The organism is Clostridium sp. DSM 17811, from assembly GCF_018861905.1.
In the GTDB taxonomy this organism is placed as follows: Bacteria; Bacillota; Clostridia; order Clostridiales; family Clostridiaceae; genus Clostridium_AD; species Clostridium_AD frigoriphilum.
Window position 1 is genome coordinate 24,132 of the sequence record NZ_JAHLDU010000023.1, and the last position, 19,327, is coordinate 43,458.

The following is a 19,327-nucleotide window of genomic DNA, read 5'->3' on the forward strand; positions in this document are numbered from 1 at the left end:
TCATTACTACAAACTACTTCTTCATATTTATCATTTCCCTCATTTTTCAATACGCTATCATATATAACATAATTATACATAAATATTATATATTAAATATTAATACAATAATTTCATGTTATAATAAAGTAGATAAAAAATTAAAGGAGTGAATATAAATGAAAAGTAAACGTATTAAAATTAAACTTATGACAGGTATCCTTCTAGCAAGTATGGCTATTTCAACCAGTAACATAGCATTTGCTGCCAACACGGTAACCGGAGCAATAACCTCAACACAAAATACTGTAGCACATACAGCTTTATCAAGCACTATACCTAATGAAAAAGAAACATCAGTTATTGCAACAGTAAAAGCTGCTCCATTTGGAGCAATAATAAATGCTACTTCAATTAAAAAAGAAGCTACAAAATACCAAGTATTTGATGGCACAAAAATTATATCTACAATTGCTAACTTGGGAACAAATACAACAATATTTCCAGGAAAAAGTGTTGGAGATGTAGTTACAATTAAATTATTAAACGCAGCTGGAACAATAGTTTCAACAACTAGTGTAACTTTAATATCTTAACAGTAGGTGAAACATATCTATGATTGGCTAGCCTATAAATAATTTTGTGTAAACATATTAAAAAATACCCTTCCTTTGTAAAATTGTAAGGAAGGGTATTTTTACTAATCCATCGTTATTTCCACTTGCAACTATTATTTATGATTTAACTTGAGTAGCAACAGTTAATGTAGCACTTGTTGTAACTTTACTAATCGAGTCAAAGCCGGTTATTACAACGGATCTAATCGTACTTAAATCAATTCCAGCATTTGCTGTTATTGTAAGCGAACCATTTTTAATTTGAACTTGACCAATATTACTCTGGAATGTTACATTATTACCAAGTGATGTATTGGTAATGTCATTCCCATATTGGTCATATATAGCAAATGATGCATAACCTTTATTTCCAATAACTGCTAGTACTTTTGAAGTCACAATAATTTTATCGACTTTTGAAGCGTTAGTTTCAATCACAGGGGATACCATGACTGAACTTGCAGTAACGCCAGTTAATAAGTCCTTTAATGTAATATTCATTGGGGTACCCATATTACTAGTAGAATTATATGTTATTGTACCTGTTGATGTTAACGGGTCTAAAACTATACTTGACTTATCAGATGCAGTTGCAGTTAACTGTGAAGCTGGAACAGTTTTAGTTATATCCTCATTCGCTGGATTGAATACTTTGTATTCAAAAGTAGCTGTATACATTCCAGTCTTTTTTGTAATTTGATTAATAGAAAATCCAGCAATTTTTGAAGGTGCAGAGGTTCCAATTACTCCATTTTTGTTCACTAATGTAATAACAATTGATGTACTAATATCAAAAGAAGAATTAAATGTTATTGTACCTGTTCCTGTTGTCGGATCTACAACTATGATTGAGCCTACAGATACACTTCCGTAAATATCTGAAGCTGGAATAGTTTTAGTAATATCTAATCCGTTCTGATCTAGTATTTTGTACGTAAAGGTAGCTGTGTTTGTCCCAGTCTTCGTTATAGTAGGATTAACTTGAATTTTAGTAATTTTTGAGGTTACTGGTACTGAAGCTACAATTTCTTGACCATTATTATATCTAATAGTCGAAATATTTACAGAATCTTTACTCACTTGTGTACTATTACTATTTTTTATCCAACCGCTATCATCTGTTTTTATAAAAATATCACCTTTATTTTTAACTACTGCATCATTAATTAAACCTGCATTGTTTAAATCATTTGCATACTCTAACGTATACATACTGTCTCCTATTACCACAGAGAAATTTGGAACATCGGTAAAACTACTTAGCTCCATTGCCATTACTGGTTTTGACAGCGTAACTGTCAATAACACAAATCCCATCATCATAATACTTTTAAATTTTTTCATTAATAGATCACCCCTATTTTTATATTTTTATGCATTTAAATATAAATTTAATAAAAGCTATTGTATTGTTAATTTACAAAAATAGCATTTACTATTTTATATTGTTAACAGTTACATAATAACACATTTTATCCTAAAAATGAATTTTTTTTAAAACCTAAGAATATGATTATATAAATGCATTCCTATTTTTTCTATATATTTAATTTATATTTTATTAATTTTGTAGGAACGCAAATTAAAGAGCTAATTTGCTCAATATCTAATTCATCATATCCTTGATCTTTAATCTCATAATTGATTAGAATTTCAGCAGCAAATTTATCTGCTTGAATCTCAAATTTGTTTTTAACTTGCAATGGATTTTCAATAAAATAACTTATAGACATATTGCTATGCAGAATTGCATGACCAAGTTCATGCGCACAAACATATTTCATTTCATGCTCTTCAATTTCAGAATTTATGTGAATCATTTCATACCCATGTGTTCTCTGGAAAAATCCTTTTATTTCATTCCCTAGATTACTTATTATAATTTTTATGTTGAGATGTTCACATAGTTCAAACGGATTTAAAGTACCATAGACTATAAAAAGAGATGAAACAGTATCTTTAATAAAATTCATTAGCTCCCCCTAAATAAAAGTATTATTTGTTTTCTTGATTTTGTATTTTTTCTGCATAAGCAATTCCCATTTGTATAGCGTTTGCTAAAGCTATTTTGCTTTCCTTTGATAACATCTCTCCATTTAACATAAGTCCTGATTGCGATAGAATAATATCCATAGCCTCTTTTACATCCGTTATCTCAGCAAAGTCTGATGTGGATTTATCTGCTAAAGGACTTTTAATTATTTCTTCATCCTCAGTTTTAGTAATATCTATATCTGATTTCTCCTCATCTACAAAAAAGCCTAAAGGAACTTCACACTTTTCTGCAATTTTATTTAAAAGAACATAGTTTGGGTAGATTCTACCATTCTCAAGATCACCAATATATCCTCTTGAAAGTTCTAAATCCACTGCTAACATGCTTTGAGTATATTTCCCACCAATTATTTTGGATTTGTGCTTACGCGCTTTGTTTATTAATAAACCAACTTCTTTTTTAGATAAAACCATAAATATTCCTCCAATAATAATATTATGAAGAAATTATACGTCAATGACGTTAATATGTCAATAAATTGAAGATAATTAGAGTAAATAAATGTAAATAATGGATAATAACTACTTATAGGGCTATTTGTCGTTAAATGACGTCGTTATGGGTTTTACAGGTAATTTATTCTATGGTATATTAAATTAAAGAAGTTAATACACGTCGTTATAAAGTTTTAGGGGGTATAAAAATGATATCAGAAACTTTTAATAACCTTACTTGGTATAAAAAGATGGAAGTTTTAAGAGTAATAAATGGATGGGGCCAAAGGCAAGCCGGACTAAAATGTTTTACAACTAATAAAAATTATTGGCTCTGGGAAAAGGGTAAAAGTTATCCAAATCACTCAAGTAGGAGATCAATAGCAAATGCTTTTGGAGTAAACATGGAATATATATTCCCTCCAACTGGTAAAATCATAAGTAATTTTAACAATAAAAAAATAACAATAATTAATTAAATGGAGGAATAAATAATGGCTAAATATAGACAAATTTATACGGAATTTTGGAGCGATACGTTTGTGCTTGAACTAGATTCACAGGAAAAACTTTTTTATCTATATCTTCTAACGAATACAAAATCTACACAGTGTGGAATATTTCAAATTTCTCCTCGATTAATTTCACTAGAAACAGGATATGACAAAGTACTTGTGGCTGAGCTGCTTAAAAAGTTTTGTGATTATAAAAAAATTTTATACTGCACGGAAACCAATGAAATTATGGTATTAAATTGGATTAAATACAATATTCCAAATAATAATAATGCCGTTATTGGCATATCAAAGGAGCTATTGAAAATCAAAAATAAGGTATTACTTAAAATATTATATGAAAAATATGAAGCTGCCGGCTTAGATGTAAATAATATTTTCAAAGGTCTTATTGTAAACGTTATACCAACTGATATAAATGATCTAAGTCCTATAAAGCAAGATCATTCAGAAGACCCAAGTAATAATATAATTATTAAGGATACATCTGATGAATCAAATGAAAACACAATTATTAAGTCCCTTGATACCCCCTTGATAGGGTCTACCAAGCATATGCCAAGTAATAGAATAAGAAGTAAAGAAGAAGGATTAATAATTAAAGAGCAAAGAATAATAAACAAAGAAGAAGAAGAAGTAGTAATAGCTAAACTAGAAAATCCTGCTGCTACGGCGGTTGGTATAAAAAGTATAATTAAAATATTCGAAGAAAACATACATGCTATCACACCACTAGTGTATGAAAAAATATTAGATTTTACAAAACACGTAAGTGATGAAGTCATAATTATGGCTATAACAGAGGCCGTTAATTATAATGCAAAAAATATCAAATATATCTCGAGTATTATCAATAGCTGGATAAGCAAAGGCATAAAAACTGCTAAGGAGGTTGTTACTTATCAGAAAAAATGGAATAGTAATAACAGTAGTAGCAGCATTAATAGTGGATCTCACTCTGTGAAAAGTGGTAGCTTTTGTGACTACGAACAGAGAACATATGATTTTGATCTTTTAGAAAAACAATTACTTGGTCTAGCTTAATAAATTATTATATTTAATAAACCTTAAATAAAAAATTAGAAGGTGGTGCTTTAATTATGGAAAAACTAGTTGAAAAGGCTAAAAACGGTGACAGCGAAGCTACAGAACTTATAATCGGAAAGTTTAAATACCTTGTATTCAAAGAATCATCAAAATATCATATTCCAGGCTATACCAATGAAGACCTAATTCAACACGGGTATTTGTCAGTAATAAAAGCTATATCATTATATAAACTAGGCAGCAACAGCTTTAACGGGTATTGCATTAATGCTATAAAGATGAACCTTAAAGCACTCTTAAAAGGAGAAATAAAACATTTCCGCGAAGTCCCAAATAGTAATATGATAGATTTTGATGCAGAGGTGCATTATGAATTTACCTTAGAGGATGAAGTAATAGCATATGCTGAGGTTGAAAAGTTATATGTTGCCCTTAATACCCTTGAACCTTTTGAACGTTATATATTAGAGAGGTTTTATATTATGGGACACTCTCTTACAGAGATAGCAGCTACTTCTGATAAAAGTTATTATCAATATTTAAGGATTAAGAAAAAAGCCCTTGAAAAATTAAAGGCAATTATGTAAATATATATTTTTAAAACTCCGCACAAATAAGAAAAACATCATATATATTAAGTGAAAACAAAATAAAAGGAGTGATTAAACATGGCAGTTATATCAACAAAAGTAGCAAGTGTTTTAAAACTTACAATGAAAACAGGCATAGACGTCAATGGCAAAGATGAATTTGCCACAAAAAGCCTAGGTAACGTAAAAGTTGATGCAGTGGATGCTGACATTTTCGCAGTAGGACAAGCTATCTCTAAGATCAAAACTTATCCATTGGTTGGGATAGATAGACAAGATCAGTATAGCTTAGTTACAGAAAAGTAAGTTTAAATAAGAAGCTTAAAATTCAAAAAACAAAATTCAACAATTTAAAGGAGGAAAAATTATATGAATAAATTAGTTATGAGATTTTTAACTACTATTGAGGGTAAGTATTTTACGTTAAGTGTAGATGACATCAAAGCTGATGATAAGGGACCTACTATAACAGAAGCTGAAGTAAATGCTCTTATGGATTTAGTTATCGCTAAAAACATCTTTTTATCAACTAGTGGTGACTTAACTGGCAAGAAAGACGCTAAAATAGTTACTACTGATACAAATACAATTAAAGTAGCTTAAATAACAGTAATGTAATTCCAAAATCCACTAAAAATCCGGCAAATCATAAAGACATTATGATTACCGGATTTTTTTGCAATTAATTTCGCGTAAACAACAAGCATAATTCAGTACAAAGACTTTTATTACAAGAACTACCAAAATTATATCTCTATAATTTTCAGTAGTTATCTCTAATGGTATTTTGTTATATTTCTCCCACATCTAACAAAATACCATTATATAGTTTTTTAGAGATTCTATAATTGTTTTCTATTAACCCATCTAAATATGGTTTTAACGCTCCAATTACACCTGATAATTTAGCAAATTTCAAAATGCCCAAAAGCCCTGTAGGTTCTAACATTAAAGCCTCTGCTAAACTTCTTGCTGATCTTTCATCAATTAGTAAATAATCTAACTTTAGCTCTTTAGCACCTGCTATTACTTCTAATTCACCTCTATGCAATTTCCCCATAAATCTATTTATAAACAATTCATCTTTTACATGATATATTTTAATATGCCCTTTTTCAATAGCATCATATAATTCCTTGTTTTTCAAGTACATCCATGAAATCCAAAAGTGATAACCCAGAAAGTTCTGCTGATTTTTCTAATGTTACTGTTTTATTAGTAAATAAATTTAGTGCAAAAGCTACCCTAACCTTTTGGTCTATAGAATCGCCAGAAATTTTATTTAAAAAAGGAATAAGTTCCTCTGGTAAAGTTACTTCAAACGTAGTTGGTTGCGTATTCATATTAACACCTCACTTTAAATCATTTTTATTATATTATATCCTCTTTTCTTACCTTATGCACTATTTACCTAAACATTACAAGAATATTCTATAAATGTCGTGGAGATAATACAAACACATTTTACCTGCTTCATTTCGCGTAAATAACAATCATAATTTAGCACCTTTCTTTAAAAATCTTTTACCTAATATGAATGGCATATAATTGTTAATTACATAAATAATTGGTATCATAACTATTAAAGTTACCCCAACATGTATTATGCCATTTAATGTGACTATGTATGATTTCTCACTAGTTAAAAAGCTAATATGTGTTATTAATTTATCGATGATTGGATATAGTATCATTTGATGAAACGCAAAAAATATTATACTGTTTTTACCTATATATATTAGTAATTTTGATTTTGGTAATAATCTGCAAAAAATTAATGATGCCATAATTCCACTAATAGCTGACCCAAAGAATAAGAAGTAATTACCATATGTAATAGCAGACATATCCACGCGAGCATTCATATAACGAACATTCAAATGTCCTATAATTACATTAATAATCAAGAATCCAACTAAGTATTTTATACTCACAAGTTTACTCACCTTGTTTTCCATCACTTTTATTAAATAACCTATACCATAAAATACTACAGCAATAAATGCTACATCCAAGCTCCAAGGTAATGGCTTTCCAATATACGTGTTGTAGATACCTCCAATAATTGCGCTAACTACTAAACATGTGATAATCTTTCTTTTATCATTTTTAGTCCATTTAACTATTAAGAAAAATATCATCTCACACATAAACAAACAAGTTATAAACCACAGTGTTCCATTATGCAAAGTACCATTGTCATATCTTAATGGTATGAGTGTTCCAATAAATGATTTTAAAGGACTAACGTTTTGTTTGTTATTGAATACAAAAAAATAGATATACTCAATAAAAGAAAAACAAAAATACGGTATACCTATAGTTATAATCCTCTTTTTAAAAAATGCTGAGAAATTATTATATTTTATATTTGAAAATAAATATCCTGACATAAAGAAAAATAATGGTACATGAAATGTATATACTTCTGCCTGAATAGGCAGCAAAATAGGCGCATGCCCAAACATAACCAAAATCATTGCAAATCCCTTCGCCATATCAATCCAATTCAGTCTCTTTTTTTCCATATTAATTTGTTCCTCCCATAATAACAGTTTATTCGACATATTATCATATAAAAGAGAAGAACATCAAATAGCTTAAAATGATTTACCAGCTATATTTCTTGTCATATTGTAATATTAGCGCTTTTCCTTAAGGTTCCACCCAATTCCCATTATTATCAATAAAATATTGATAATCTCCTTGAATTAACTCTATATTCAACTGCTATAATCATATCTAAATTATAAAAACAACATCTCTTGCAACATCTCTATTTCTTTCTTTTTGAACTACTCGAAAATTTCGAGTAGTTGGTATTTCATCAAGCTCTTTGCTTTTATAAATTTCTTTTATGTGATAATTTATAGTATATGCTTCAACTTCAAATAACTCCCCTATCAACTTTTGAGATAGCCACAGTGTATCATCTTTTATATTTTTAGACATTCATTTTTATAAACATTATAATGAATCTTCTATCAATGTCGTGGAACTACATTTTTCACAACAAAAAAACTACCAAAATGCATCACCATGTATTTTGGTAGTTTTCTAAATTGGCTATAGCCAAGTTTTTTCGTTTCTATTCTTAAACCAACTCTCCCAGTTCACCCCAACTTGTGCGCTTCTAAATTCGCTTTAGATGTCCCTTTCCAATAAATGAATGTAGCGTAGCGAATCAGTTTGTTGGTTGCTAATGTGATGATTGCAATCCATTAGATAATTTGTTTTTTAATTTTATTATTTCATCTTCACTTAATTTAGAATATTTTTTAATCTTCTCAATTGGTTCTCCTTCTAATAGCATTTCCGTTGCTATACTTATTCTTTCTTCTTTAGCTTTTTCTCTCTCTTCTTCTCTTCCTTCTTCCTTGTAGTGCAACTTTCTAATCTCGTCTATACTCAATTTAAATGCACCTCCATTTTCCTTTTTATATTTTTCATATTTCTTTTCTAACTCAGGATTTTCAATTAAAAATAAATACTCTAAAAAATCTACTAATGCTTTTATTTGATTATTATTTTTAACTTTATCATAACTTCTTAATTCCTGTGCTAATTTTATTTTTACCTCACATATATCTTCATCTATTGCATTTGTTTCTAATAAACTTTTTGCCATTTTAAAAACTAATTTCAACGGATTATCATTACTAATTTTTTCAAGTTTTATTTTCTCTACATCAATAGTTTTGAAATTATATATTAGTATCTCGTTTTCCATTTCAGGTAATTTATAAACGTATCTTTTATCTTTTCCTCGCTCACCTTTATAAGTATATATTGCTGCCGCCACTATTTCTGACTCATCGTTATTTTTATATCTAAATTTATCCCATATTAGGTAAAAATATCTAAACATTCTTTCTCCAAAAATTTCATGTCCACTACTATAGCTTTGTACCTTTACATGAATAAATAAGTTCTTTATTCACTTCCTTGTAATTCTGTAATTTACTAATTAATTTCATTATATCATATTAATTTTCCCTTACACCACTTTTAAATCATTAAAATATTGCCATGCAACAAACACTTTAGCAACAAAAAAACCACCAAAATTATATCTCTATAAATTTCAGTAGCTTCCACTTTAGTTATACCCAACATGCCACTTGCCATGTGGGTGGCACTATTTATTTATTTTGGTACATATTATCATAATAATTTTGGTATTCACCAGACGTGATATTATCCATCCACTCTTTATTGTCTAAATTCCATTTTATTGTCTTTTTTATTCCTACTTCAAAAGTAGTTTCTGGATACCATCCAAGCTCTTCTTTTATCTTAGTTGGATCTATTCCATATCTCTTGTCATGACCTAATCTATCTTCAACATAACTTATTAATTTTTCTGTTATTTCTTTATCTACATTTTCATTTAAATAACTTATAATAGTTTTAACTATTTGTATATTAGCTCTCTCATTGTGTCCACCTATATTATAAACTTCACCCAATCTACCACCGTTAATAACCATGTCTATTGCTTTGCAATGGTCTTCTACATATAACCAATCTCTTATGTTCATTCCATCACCGTATACTGGTAGATCCTTATGATTTAAGCAGTTGTTTATTAGTAATGGTATTAATTTTTCTGGAAATTGGTATGGTCCATAATTGTTTGAACACCTAGTTGTATTTACAGGCATTTTATACGTATCAAAATAAGCTTTTACCATTAGATCTGCACCAGTTTTACTTGAAGAGTAAGGACTGTGTGGATCAAGTGGTGTAGTTTCAAGGAAGAACCCACTACCTCCAAGTGATCCGTACACTTCATCAGTGGATACTTGCATAAACTTTTTACCTTCTTTAAAACCACCGGATATTTCCCAGGAATTTTTAGCAACATTTAAAATATTTACTGTACCTAAGACATTTGTCTTAACAAATATTTCCGGATCTTTTATACTTCTATCTACATGTGATTCTGCTGCAAAATTTACAACATAATCAATATCATTATCTTCGAATAATTTTTCTGCCAGTTCTTTATCACATATATCTCCGCAAGCAAAAGTATAATTACAATTAGTTTCTACATCTTTTAAATTCTCTAAATTTCCTGCATAAGTTAATTTGTCTAGATTTATAATTTTTATATCTGAATATTTATTTAACATGTAATGAATGAAATTTGCGCCTATAAACCCAGCTCCACCTGTTACTAAATAAGTTTTCATATTTACTTACTCCCCTTATATTCAAATGATATTTCTAAATCTTTTAATCCTTTTTGTATTTTATCCTTGTCTGATAATAAAATTTCCTCTATGCCATCTAGTGGCCACTTTATAGCTATATCTTCATCATTCCATAATACACCACTATCATATTCTGGGGCATAATAATCTGTGCATTTATAATTAAATACAGCCACGTCAGAAAGAACTAAAAACCCATGTGCAAATCCTTCTGGAACATAAAACTGCTTTTTGTTTTCGTCTGTAAGGATTACTCCTTCCCATTTACCAAAGGTAGCTGAACCTTTTCTTAAATCTACTGCTACATCAAAGACTTGTCCCTTTGTAACGCGGACTAATTTACCTTGAGTATGTTTAGTTTGAAAATGAAGTCCTCGGAGTACACCTTTTTTAGACTTTGATTCATTATCTTGAACAAACTCCATTTTAAGTCCAGCTTCAAAAAAATCATTTTTGTTGTAGGTTTCCATAAAATATCCCCTATTGTCCCCAAAAACTTTAGGTTCAATTACGTATACACCGTCTATCTTAGTTTCTATAAAATTAAACAAATCTAACACCTCCATTAATTATTCTATTACAGCTGCCGCTCCTAAATTAGCTCCATTGTAATCATCAGCAATCTGCACTAGATACTTACCATATTCTGATTTCATTAAAGGCTCTGCTAATTTTAAAAGTTGCTCTCTGTTTATAAAACCACTTTTATAAGCTATCTCTTCTATACAAGCTACATATAAACCTTGCCTAGTTTGTATTGCTTCAACAAAGTTAGCTGCATCTAAGAGTCCTCTATGAGTTCCCGTATCAAGCCATGCCATTCCTCTACCAAAAAGCTCAACCTTTAGTTTACCTAACCTTAAATATTCGTTATTTACTGCTGTTATTTCTATTTCTCCCCTTGCTGATGGTTTAACATTTTTCGCTATTTCTATTACATTATTATCATAAAAATATAGACCAGGAACCGCATAATTAGATTTAGGTTTTAAAGGTTTTTCCTCTATAGATACTACATTATTATTTTCATCAAATTCAACAACACCAAATTCAGTTGGATTGCTCACATGGTAACCAAAAATAGTAGCTCCTTCTCTTTCTGAAACTCTTTTTAATCTTTCAGTAAAACCATACCCATGGAAAATATTATCTCCAAGCACTAAAGCTACCTTATCGCTGCCTATAAAATCTTCTCCAATAATAAATGCATCTGCAAGTCCTCTTGGTTCTTCTTGAACAGCATATTGTAATTTAAGACCTATATCACTTCCATCACCTAGCAACTCTTCAAATGTAACTACATCTCTAGGAGTTGAAATAATTAATATCTCTCTTATCCCTGCAAGCATCAATACAGATAATGGATAATATATCATCGGTTTGTCATAAATTGGGAGTATCTGTTTTGATACTGCTTTTGTCACTGGGTAGAGTCTTGTGCCGGAACCTCCGGCTAGGATAATACCTTTCATGTTTTTCCTCCTTATAAATTTAAAATTTTGCCCCTAATATTTTACTTTTTTGTTTTTCCGAGAATACCAATAATCAGACCCTTGCAATACTGATATTCTTCAGTTCCATGGAAGAATATGTAACATATTATATTTGGTATTATTAAACATATTATCCCATTAAATAATAATTGCACACATGCACTGTTAAAACGAATAAGTTCTGTTATCAAAAATGTTGGCAATGCACTTATAAATGTAACTATAATGTACTTCAGGTAATCCTCAGCAAATTGAATTTTGCTCTTTTTTAATATTACTCCATAAACAAATTTAGGATAACTATAAAAATATAATGGGAAACTACTTACTATTGTTCCCATAAATACTCCCGCAAGGCCAAAAAATTTAACAAATAGTAGAGAAAATACTATATTTAATAATGATTCAACAATAGGAATAAATCTATCTTCATAAAATATTCCAGCTGCATTTTTAAATGTAATACACGTAGCTCTCATTCCAACTATATATAAGTTGATAACAAGAACGATTAATACAAATTTCGGAAGTATATAGCTTGTTCCAATCCACAAAGTTATAAACGGCTCTACCATACATAAAACGGATATCGAAACGAAGGTGAATATCCAAGAATTAAGTAATAACATGTTTTTATATACTCTATATGCTTGTATAGAATCATCCTCTATTAATAAATTACCGACTGTAGCAGTAATTGAGTTAAACGCTTGAGAAAACAAACTATTTACAGCTAAGATAATCATATTGTAATTTGAATATAATCCAACGGTTACAACCCCTAACGTCATCGATATAATAATATTGTCAGTTCCTAGTACAACAGCTGACCCAATTTGATGAAAAAATAAGCCTTTAACCTTTTTTATAATATTATCTCTTATAAAAGAATTTAGAGGTTGTATATTTTTTTCTTTCAAAAAGCTATATCTTTTATTTGCTAAAATTGTTATGGTTAGATTCTCAATAATTCTACAGATTATCTTTATAATTAGATATGCTACATAATTCTTATAGATCAACAGCAATGATATCTGTAAGGCATTTATTAATATTAGATATGCAATATGAACTATATTAATTACATATGTTTTTTGATCTGCATAAAATATAGAACGCTTGTATGATAAGAAATATGAGAAAACTGTATCCATTAGGTATAAAATAAATATAAAACGTATATTCTCAATTATCGATATTTCCCCAACAATAATATTTAAAAAAGGAAGAATGCAAAGTCCAAGAATAAAAACAATAAATGCAATTATTCTATATATTTTTTTATAATACTTCATTATTGATTTTATACTTTCTTTATCATTTTCTGCTAAAGGTCTATATAAATTATAGATAATCGCAGATCCAAAACCTAACTCAACTATAGCTAATATCGAAATAATGTTTCCGAATAATCCATTTAATCCAAGATACTGATTTCCTAATGTTTTTATAAAAATAGCTTGTGATATAAACCCGATTAGTATTGTTATTATATACATAATTATTGATACTACTGCATTTACTATTGATTCTCTTGATCTCAATTTATTTTTCCTTTCTAGCTTACTATTTATTAAAACGATTTTAATATTAATCTTTTTATTGCACCATAAAAACTATTTAGTATTCCTATATTTTAATAAACATAATAAATGAAATAAGTAAATTTTTTTCTTTTCTAATAAGAATTTAATTAACCAGTGCTTAATTGATTTTTCCTTACATTTTATCAGTAACTTTTGAAATCTATCTTCTAATGTGTAAATCTTTAAAATAGAATATTTTTCTCTAATAGTTAAATTTGATTTTCTATATACCGAATCCATACAGCCTAGAAATCTATGCTCATAACTGTAATTTACAATATTAATATTTTTGATTTCACTATTATTTGCATTTAAAAATTTTATTATTTTATTATATAATTTCCAAGTTGCATCAAATGCATTACTATTATATTTGCTAATTAAGCTCTGATCATGCTGTACATAGTAATAAAAATTTTCAGTTATCCCTGAAATTTTCTCACACTTTAACAAATAATCAAATACAAACATTGCATCTTCACAAATTGAATAATCCTCATCAAACTTTATGTCATACTTGTTAATAATAGTTCTCTTGTATAATTTATTATATGGTCCATATAATAATAATTTTTCAAATGATTCCATAAAATAGTTTTGGACAAATTCTTTAGAATTGCAAATAAAAGATGACTCATATGTTTTGTCTTCATTTTTATCTTTAAATTCATATGTAAATCCTGATATTAATAGATCTGTATTTTTTAATGATTCAGCACATTTATCAATCATTTTTGAATCAATATAATCATCACTATCGACAAAAGTTATATAATCACCTATAGAATTTTTAATACCATTATTCCTTGCTGCACTCACACCGCTGTTAGATTGATTAATCACTTTTATTCTATTATCCAATTTTTTATATTTCTGAATAATATTAAGACTTCCATCAGTTGATCCGTCATTTATAAAAACAATCTCAATATCCCTATAAGATTGATTAATTATACTTTCAATACATTTTTTAATATACTTTTCACTATTATAAACAGGTACAATAACACTAATTTTCATTTTATCCTCCTTCTTTTGTATTATAATACTAAATTAGAGACTGATATTTTTTTTCCTTATCATATGTTACTATATTTAATACTTCTATTTCTTCTTCTGTTAATTAATGAAAATATTAAACATAACATTATAGGTATAGCTATTCCATCAAGCATTATCATATTATCAAAAAGTGATAATACCCCAACAGTTGAATATAAGCATAAAAATATAGTCTTGTATTGTGAACCTCGCACTATTAGAAATCCAATAAGAAACATTAACCAATAAATAATTAGATACCCTAAAATACCCATCCAACCAAATTCGATATACGAAATTGAATATGCAGTAGATACATTAAATGTGTAATTAATTAAATACATTCCACGATACATTACGATTTTATCCATATCAATTAATTTCTTTTGCATTGATTGGGGAAAAAAATTGTAAACTATAAATTCCCTTAGATTACCTCCTGCAAATTGATTATTAATAATATTATTTAGATTTGCTATTGGGCTTGCAACATAAATATATGTCCAAAAATATTCGTTAGGAATAATTGATTTTCTAAACTTTTCTGTAGCAGAACCTGAATTAAGTATTTCATTACTTTTTTCAGTCTTGCTTTGAAATTCTGATTGATTTCTTAGGTTTCCTACATATCCAAAAGCATATAAGCTAATTGATAATACTATCATTAATGTAATTAAATTTTTTATCTTAAACTTAATCTTCTTACTAGAACAGTAAAGTAATACACATGATAATGCTATCACAACAAATCCTCCACGCCCCATACTAAATAAAAGTGGAATTAATAAAACTATAATATATTTAAAATCTTTTTTATCCTTAAAAGAAATATATTGGTAAAATACATAAATTATATAAAATGTATTTATTGACATTAGTAAAGGATAAAATGTTGGTATCATCTTTAAATATCTATAAGAAATTCCTACTCCAAATAAACCATTTATTATCGGTATTTGTCCTGCATATATATAGTTAATTAAATAAGCTACATAAATAAAAATAATGATTTTGTTTATTCTATTATTTCTTTTAATTTTCTTTTCAAATTTAAACTCTCCTTTAAAAATATGACCCATAATTAAATTAAATAAATTAATAAGCAATATGAATAAATATAATTTTGCATCTAAATTATTATAATATCCTGACCACTTCAAAGAAAATGTTAAAATAACTACTATAAATGATGTTATTGATACATAAAAAGGATTAATCATACTTACCTCACCCTACTTTGACTTTTTATATTTGAACTTTCATTCCATAACTATTAAACTAATAATCATATCTTTCTGCACATTTTCCATTTATAAATTAAATATCTATATCATCCAACTACTTTTCTTTGCAAAACTCCTTCATTAGATTTATGTTATTTTTACAGATTCCATATTTTTTACTATGTGTAACTTTATAGATTATCATTTTAAAATAGTTATATCTAATTTGACTATTAATCATCTTTTTAAAATTAAGCCCATACTTACCACAATAATATTTTTGGGACTCCATTCTTCTTTCTAAATCGATTTGTTTATTGCTTACAGTTTTCCCTTCCAAATGAATTATACTTTTTTCTTTAAAATAAGCCATTTTCTTTTTTAGGCACTTAATTCGCCTAGCCAAATCTGCTTCCTCACTATACATGAAAATATTTTCATCGAACATACCACAATCATAAAATACCTCTTTATTCATAAAAATATCAGCCCCAATTATGCACATCTTACCATCAATGAAGAGATCCAATTTCCTACACAGTTTGATAATTTGATTATCTATAAATCCGCATTTATCAATATACTGAAATGAAGTATTTCTATTATATTTGAGGTCAACCAACTTTACACCAAATCCACCTAACTCCTTATCCTGTTCAAACTTATCAATTGCGAATTTAAATATAGGTTCTATTAGTATGGTATCGGGATTAAGAAACAACAAGTATTTTCCTTTTGCAAATGTGACCCCAACATTATTAGCTTCACCAAACCCATTATTGTCATTCTTTACAATCTTAACCTCTGTATATTTTTGTTGGATATAATCAAAAATATTACTCTCCGGACTATTATCTACAACAATAACTTCCAATTTGTTTCCTATATCATTGAATTTATATATCGACTCTATACAATCAATAAGTATCTGTAAATTATTATAGCTAACTGTAATAACCGAAATTTCAACATGACTCATGTTTGCTATCCTCCCGTTTAGGTGAAAATCAACTTATAAAGTGAAATATTCAACGCAATTTTGTTATTAAAATTCTTCTTATGTATTTAACCCAATAAAACACTCTCAAAAATGCATAAAACCCACTACTAATTACTAAATCTCTTTTTAATTCTTTAATATTTTTTATATTACCTTCATACATTTTTTTTAAATTAGCAGATAATCCACTAAATCCAAATCCTGGTTTACCACCACCATAACAAACCATTTGTACCGGTAAATGATAATAATTATAATGAGTACATATTTTTAAAAAATAATTACCATCTTCAGCGTAGCTTTGCTTCTCATCATATCCACCTATTTTTTCAAAAATATTTTTCTTAAAAATTGCTACTGATGTTTGTGGAAACATTTTTAAGCATACATCCTTTACATCCGCTTTATACAAACCTTTAATCCTTTTCCACAATATTTTTAGTCCTCTATTATCAATATCACCACCTAAAAAATCTATTTCAGGATGCTCCTGTATAGTTTTTAGCTGTATTTCAATTTTTTCAGGTAACCACTCATCATCTGAATCAAGGAGAGCTATCCACTCACCTTTAGCAACCTTCATACCTGAATTCCTTGCAGCTGAAACTCTCCCATTAGGTTTATTAATAATGACAATTGGCATATCTTCATTATCTTCTATGTATTTTTTAACTATATTTAATGAATTATCTATCGACCCATCATTAATAACTATAATCTCAAGTATTTGTTCAAATGCTGTTTGATTTTTAATAGAATTTAGTGCATTAATAATTGTATCTTTACTATTATACATAGGAATTACAACAGATATATTAATTAAATTCATCTCCCTTGCCATGTAATCTTTCGCCATTCAATAATTAGATTTTTTCCCAAGTACCAGTATCAGATTTATATCTTTTTCTTACTTTAGCTGGAGTCCCTGCAACAATACAGTTATCAGGTACATCCCTATTTACCACTGAATTTGCTGCAATTATGCAACCATTTCCAATATTCACTCCTAGCAAAATACAGACATTCTCACCAATCCAAACATTATTTCCAATACTAACGGGTTTCATATAAAGTGGTCTCTCATCTGGTGGAACATCTGGTGATGAATCGATTGATGTATTAGAATAATCTCCATGACTTGTATCACTTATAAATATCTTTGAAGCCATCAAACAATTATCACCTATTATGACTTTTTCATTTGCCACTATATGAACATTATCTCCAAGTTTGCAGTTTTTTCCGATAAAAAGTTTTTTTGAATTATCATTCGCGTCTCCAAGCAAATCAAATCTGCAATTATGACCAGTAGTAAGACCTATATCAAATTGTAACCGAACTTTACCCCTGCAATAGAAGGGTCTTCTAATTAATCTTGCACCTTTATAAAACATCTTTGTAGCAACCAAAGCATATGCTGTTGATATAGTTTCTGATAATGAATACTTATTTTCCATTGACTGCCTCCCTATATCATTGCTATTAGTACTACAGCATTATTTCACACTAACTTATCTAAAATAATTATTGTCTTCCTCATTTATAATTGTTGCTATCCAACTATGTAAACTATATTTTGTATATATATCCTCACTTATAGGTTCATACTTATGTTTAATAAACTGTTCTATCTCTTCCAAGCTATACTTGTCCATAACAAATATATTATTTTCATTATAAAAATCATATTTTCTTATATTTGTATTAGTCGTGATCATCTTTCTTTTGGCACCAAGAGTTTCAATAGTTCTCATAGTCAAACCACTTTGCCTATTATGTTGCATATCAAACACAGTGTTAGATTTCTTAAGAACATCTATATTTTCTTGTTCAGATAAAGGTATAAATTTAAATTCACCGCTCTTTGCACCTTTGAATTCTGGTACAAACATCTTATTGTACACGAACTGTAGCTTATTCAAAAACATATACGAAAATACACGGATACCTTTTGACTCAAGCTTTGGAAACAACTCGTTCATTCTTTTATAACGGTTAGGATGAGCTGTACATACGCTTACAATGTCGTATTTTCTTTCTTGAGCATTTTCTTTTCCTACTTCTTCATATTCTTTACAATAAAATAGTGGCATAAAATAAAGATTATCAATGCTATCGCAGTCATCTAAATCAAAAGAATATGACTTATCGAATATTGGAATCAGTTTTTTACTGTTTGGATATAGTGTAAGCGAATCCCACATATATAAAACAAATCTTGCTGACTTTTGGCTTTCTCTTAACTGTTTAATCATTACTGGAGTAAATACTTTACAGTTTATGATGAATACTAAATCATATTTTTCTTCTTTTGTTTCAGACATAATCTTGTCAAAATATCTTTGAATTAGAGAACTCATTAAACTTTTTTTAATTTTAATAAGTCCTTTAACAAAAGAGCTTTCACTTGGTCTATCATTATAATAATCAACGAAATAACCCTGCTTTTCAAATTCTGAAACAATCTTCTCATGGTAATTAAATATTGGAGTACCTATGTACAACACCTTTTTATTGTTCATCGTAA

The 19,327-nt window shown here is 28.3% G+C and carries 23 protein-coding genes and 1 pseudogene; 6 read left to right on the forward strand and 18 right to left on the reverse strand.

Going from position 1 to position 19,327, the window contains the following annotated elements:
• Nucleotides 1–158 precede the first annotated feature (158 nt).
• Nucleotides 159–575, forward strand: a complete 417-nt coding sequence (locus KPL44_RS19970; RefSeq protein ID WP_216253739.1) for a hypothetical protein — start codon at nt 159–161, stop codon at nt 573–575.
• 138 nt (nt 576–713) lie between these two features.
• Here KPL44_RS19970 and KPL44_RS19975 read toward each other — a convergent pair whose 3' ends face one another.
• The 3 genes from KPL44_RS19975 to KPL44_RS19985 form a co-directional block, all read right to left on the reverse strand.
• On the reverse strand, nt 714–1,940 hold the full coding sequence (locus KPL44_RS19975) for a hypothetical protein (protein WP_216253747.1): 1,227 nt from the start codon (nt 1,938–1,940) through the stop codon (nt 714–716).
• A 194-nt stretch (nt 1,941–2,134) separates the two neighbouring features.
• Complete coding sequence (locus KPL44_RS19980) at nt 2,135–2,569, reverse strand: ImmA/IrrE family metallo-endopeptidase (protein WP_216253749.1); 435 nt, start codon at nt 2,567–2,569, stop codon at nt 2,135–2,137.
• Between the two features lie 22 nt (nt 2,570–2,591).
• On the reverse strand, nt 2,592–3,065 hold the full coding sequence (locus KPL44_RS19985; RefSeq protein WP_216253752.1) for a helix-turn-helix domain-containing protein: 474 nt from the start codon (nt 3,063–3,065) through the stop codon (nt 2,592–2,594).
• A 230-nt stretch (nt 3,066–3,295) separates the two neighbouring features.
• Between KPL44_RS19985 and KPL44_RS19990 the strand changes: the two genes are divergently transcribed.
• From KPL44_RS19990 to KPL44_RS20010, 5 genes are all read left to right on the forward strand, one after another.
• Entirely contained in the window at nt 3,296–3,565 is a 270-nt protein-coding gene (locus KPL44_RS19990) for a helix-turn-helix transcriptional regulator (protein WP_216253754.1), read from the forward strand.
• A gap of 15 nt (nt 3,566–3,580) precedes the next feature.
• Nucleotides 3,581–4,645: a DnaD domain protein gene (locus KPL44_RS19995; RefSeq protein WP_216253756.1), complete on the forward strand. Its 1,065-nt coding sequence runs from the start codon at nt 3,581–3,583 to the stop codon at nt 4,643–4,645.
• Nucleotides 4,646–4,701: 56 nt separating this feature from the next.
• Nucleotides 4,702–5,235, forward strand: coding sequence for a sigma-70 family RNA polymerase sigma factor (locus KPL44_RS20000; protein ID WP_216253757.1), 534 nt, complete (start codon nt 4,702–4,704; stop codon nt 5,233–5,235).
• Between the two features lie 81 nt (nt 5,236–5,316).
• Nucleotides 5,317–5,544 carry a DUF1659 domain-containing protein gene (locus tag KPL44_RS20005; protein WP_216253759.1) on the forward strand — a complete coding sequence of 76 codons (228 nt, stop codon included), beginning with the start codon at nt 5,317–5,319 and terminating at the stop codon, nt 5,542–5,544.
• Between the two features lie 63 nt (nt 5,545–5,607).
• Complete coding sequence (locus KPL44_RS20010; RefSeq protein ID WP_071612291.1) at nt 5,608–5,841, forward strand: DUF2922 domain-containing protein; 234 nt, start codon at nt 5,608–5,610, stop codon at nt 5,839–5,841.
• A 187-nt stretch (nt 5,842–6,028) separates the two neighbouring features.
• On the opposite strand, the gene KPL44_RS20015 is transcribed toward KPL44_RS20010, so the two are convergent.
• From KPL44_RS20015 to KPL44_RS20085, 15 genes and pseudogenes are all read right to left on the reverse strand, one after another.
• Complete coding sequence (locus KPL44_RS20015; RefSeq protein ID WP_216253762.1) at nt 6,029–6,385, reverse strand: DUF3368 domain-containing protein; 357 nt, start codon at nt 6,383–6,385, stop codon at nt 6,029–6,031.
• On the reverse strand, nt 6,363–6,581 hold the full coding sequence (locus tag KPL44_RS20020) for a UPF0175 family protein (protein ID WP_216253764.1): 219 nt from the start codon (nt 6,579–6,581) through the stop codon (nt 6,363–6,365). Before KPL44_RS20020 ends, KPL44_RS20015 begins: the two co-directional genes overlap by 23 nt.
• 150 nt (nt 6,582–6,731) lie before the next feature.
• Nucleotides 6,732–7,766, reverse strand: coding sequence for an acyltransferase family protein (locus tag KPL44_RS20025; protein ID WP_216253767.1), 1,035 nt, complete (start codon nt 7,764–7,766; stop codon nt 6,732–6,734).
• 214 nt (nt 7,767–7,980) lie between these two features.
• Complete coding sequence (locus KPL44_RS20030; protein WP_216253769.1) at nt 7,981–8,190, reverse strand: hypothetical protein; 210 nt, start codon at nt 8,188–8,190, stop codon at nt 7,981–7,983.
• A 247-nt stretch (nt 8,191–8,437) separates the two neighbouring features.
• Nucleotides 8,438–9,172: pseudogene (locus KPL44_RS20035) on the reverse strand (Rpn family recombination-promoting nuclease/putative transposase); the annotation flags it as partial.
• Nucleotides 9,173–9,380: 208 nt separating this feature from the next.
• Nucleotides 9,381–10,436, reverse strand: a complete 1,056-nt coding sequence (rfbB, locus tag KPL44_RS20040; protein ID WP_216253771.1) for a dTDP-glucose 4,6-dehydratase — start codon at nt 10,434–10,436, stop codon at nt 9,381–9,383.
• A gap of 2 nt (nt 10,437–10,438) precedes the next feature.
• Nucleotides 10,439–11,008 carry a dTDP-4-dehydrorhamnose 3,5-epimerase gene (gene rfbC / locus KPL44_RS20045; RefSeq protein ID WP_407935027.1) on the reverse strand — a complete coding sequence of 190 codons (570 nt, stop codon included), beginning with the start codon at nt 11,006–11,008 and terminating at the stop codon, nt 10,439–10,441.
• Between the two features lie 18 nt (nt 11,009–11,026).
• On the reverse strand, nt 11,027–11,929 hold the full coding sequence (rfbA, locus tag KPL44_RS20050) for a glucose-1-phosphate thymidylyltransferase RfbA (RefSeq protein WP_216253778.1): 903 nt from the start codon (nt 11,927–11,929) through the stop codon (nt 11,027–11,029).
• 41 nt (nt 11,930–11,970) lie between these two features.
• Nucleotides 11,971–13,494: a lipopolysaccharide biosynthesis protein gene (locus KPL44_RS20055; protein WP_216253782.1), complete on the reverse strand. Its 1,524-nt coding sequence runs from the start codon at nt 13,492–13,494 to the stop codon at nt 11,971–11,973.
• A 72-nt stretch (nt 13,495–13,566) separates the two neighbouring features.
• Nucleotides 13,567–14,556: a glycosyltransferase family 2 protein gene (locus KPL44_RS20060; protein ID WP_216253785.1), complete on the reverse strand. Its 990-nt coding sequence runs from the start codon at nt 14,554–14,556 to the stop codon at nt 13,567–13,569.
• A 59-nt stretch (nt 14,557–14,615) separates the two neighbouring features.
• Nucleotides 14,616–15,797, reverse strand: a complete 1,182-nt coding sequence (locus tag KPL44_RS20065; protein WP_216253788.1) for an O-antigen polymerase — start codon at nt 15,795–15,797, stop codon at nt 14,616–14,618.
• Nucleotides 15,798–15,915: 118 nt separating this feature from the next.
• Nucleotides 15,916–16,779: a glycosyltransferase family 2 protein gene (locus tag KPL44_RS20070; RefSeq protein ID WP_216253790.1), complete on the reverse strand. Its 864-nt coding sequence runs from the start codon at nt 16,777–16,779 to the stop codon at nt 15,916–15,918.
• Between the two features lie 49 nt (nt 16,780–16,828).
• Nucleotides 16,829–17,656 (reverse strand): glycosyltransferase family 2 protein, encoded by an 828-nt coding sequence (locus tag KPL44_RS20075; RefSeq protein WP_253201863.1) that lies wholly within the window; start codon nt 17,654–17,656, stop codon nt 16,829–16,831.
• A gap of 7 nt (nt 17,657–17,663) precedes the next feature.
• The gene (locus tag KPL44_RS20080) at nt 17,664–18,257 is read right to left on the reverse strand and encodes a DapH/DapD/GlmU-related protein (protein WP_216253793.1); all 594 of its coding nucleotides are present in this window, start codon (nt 18,255–18,257) and stop codon (nt 17,664–17,666) included.
• Nucleotides 18,258–18,311: 54 nt separating this feature from the next.
• The gene (locus KPL44_RS20085; protein WP_216253796.1) at nt 18,312–19,322 is read right to left on the reverse strand and encodes a hypothetical protein; all 1,011 of its coding nucleotides are present in this window, start codon (nt 19,320–19,322) and stop codon (nt 18,312–18,314) included.
• Nucleotides 19,323–19,327: the final 5 nt, after the last annotated feature.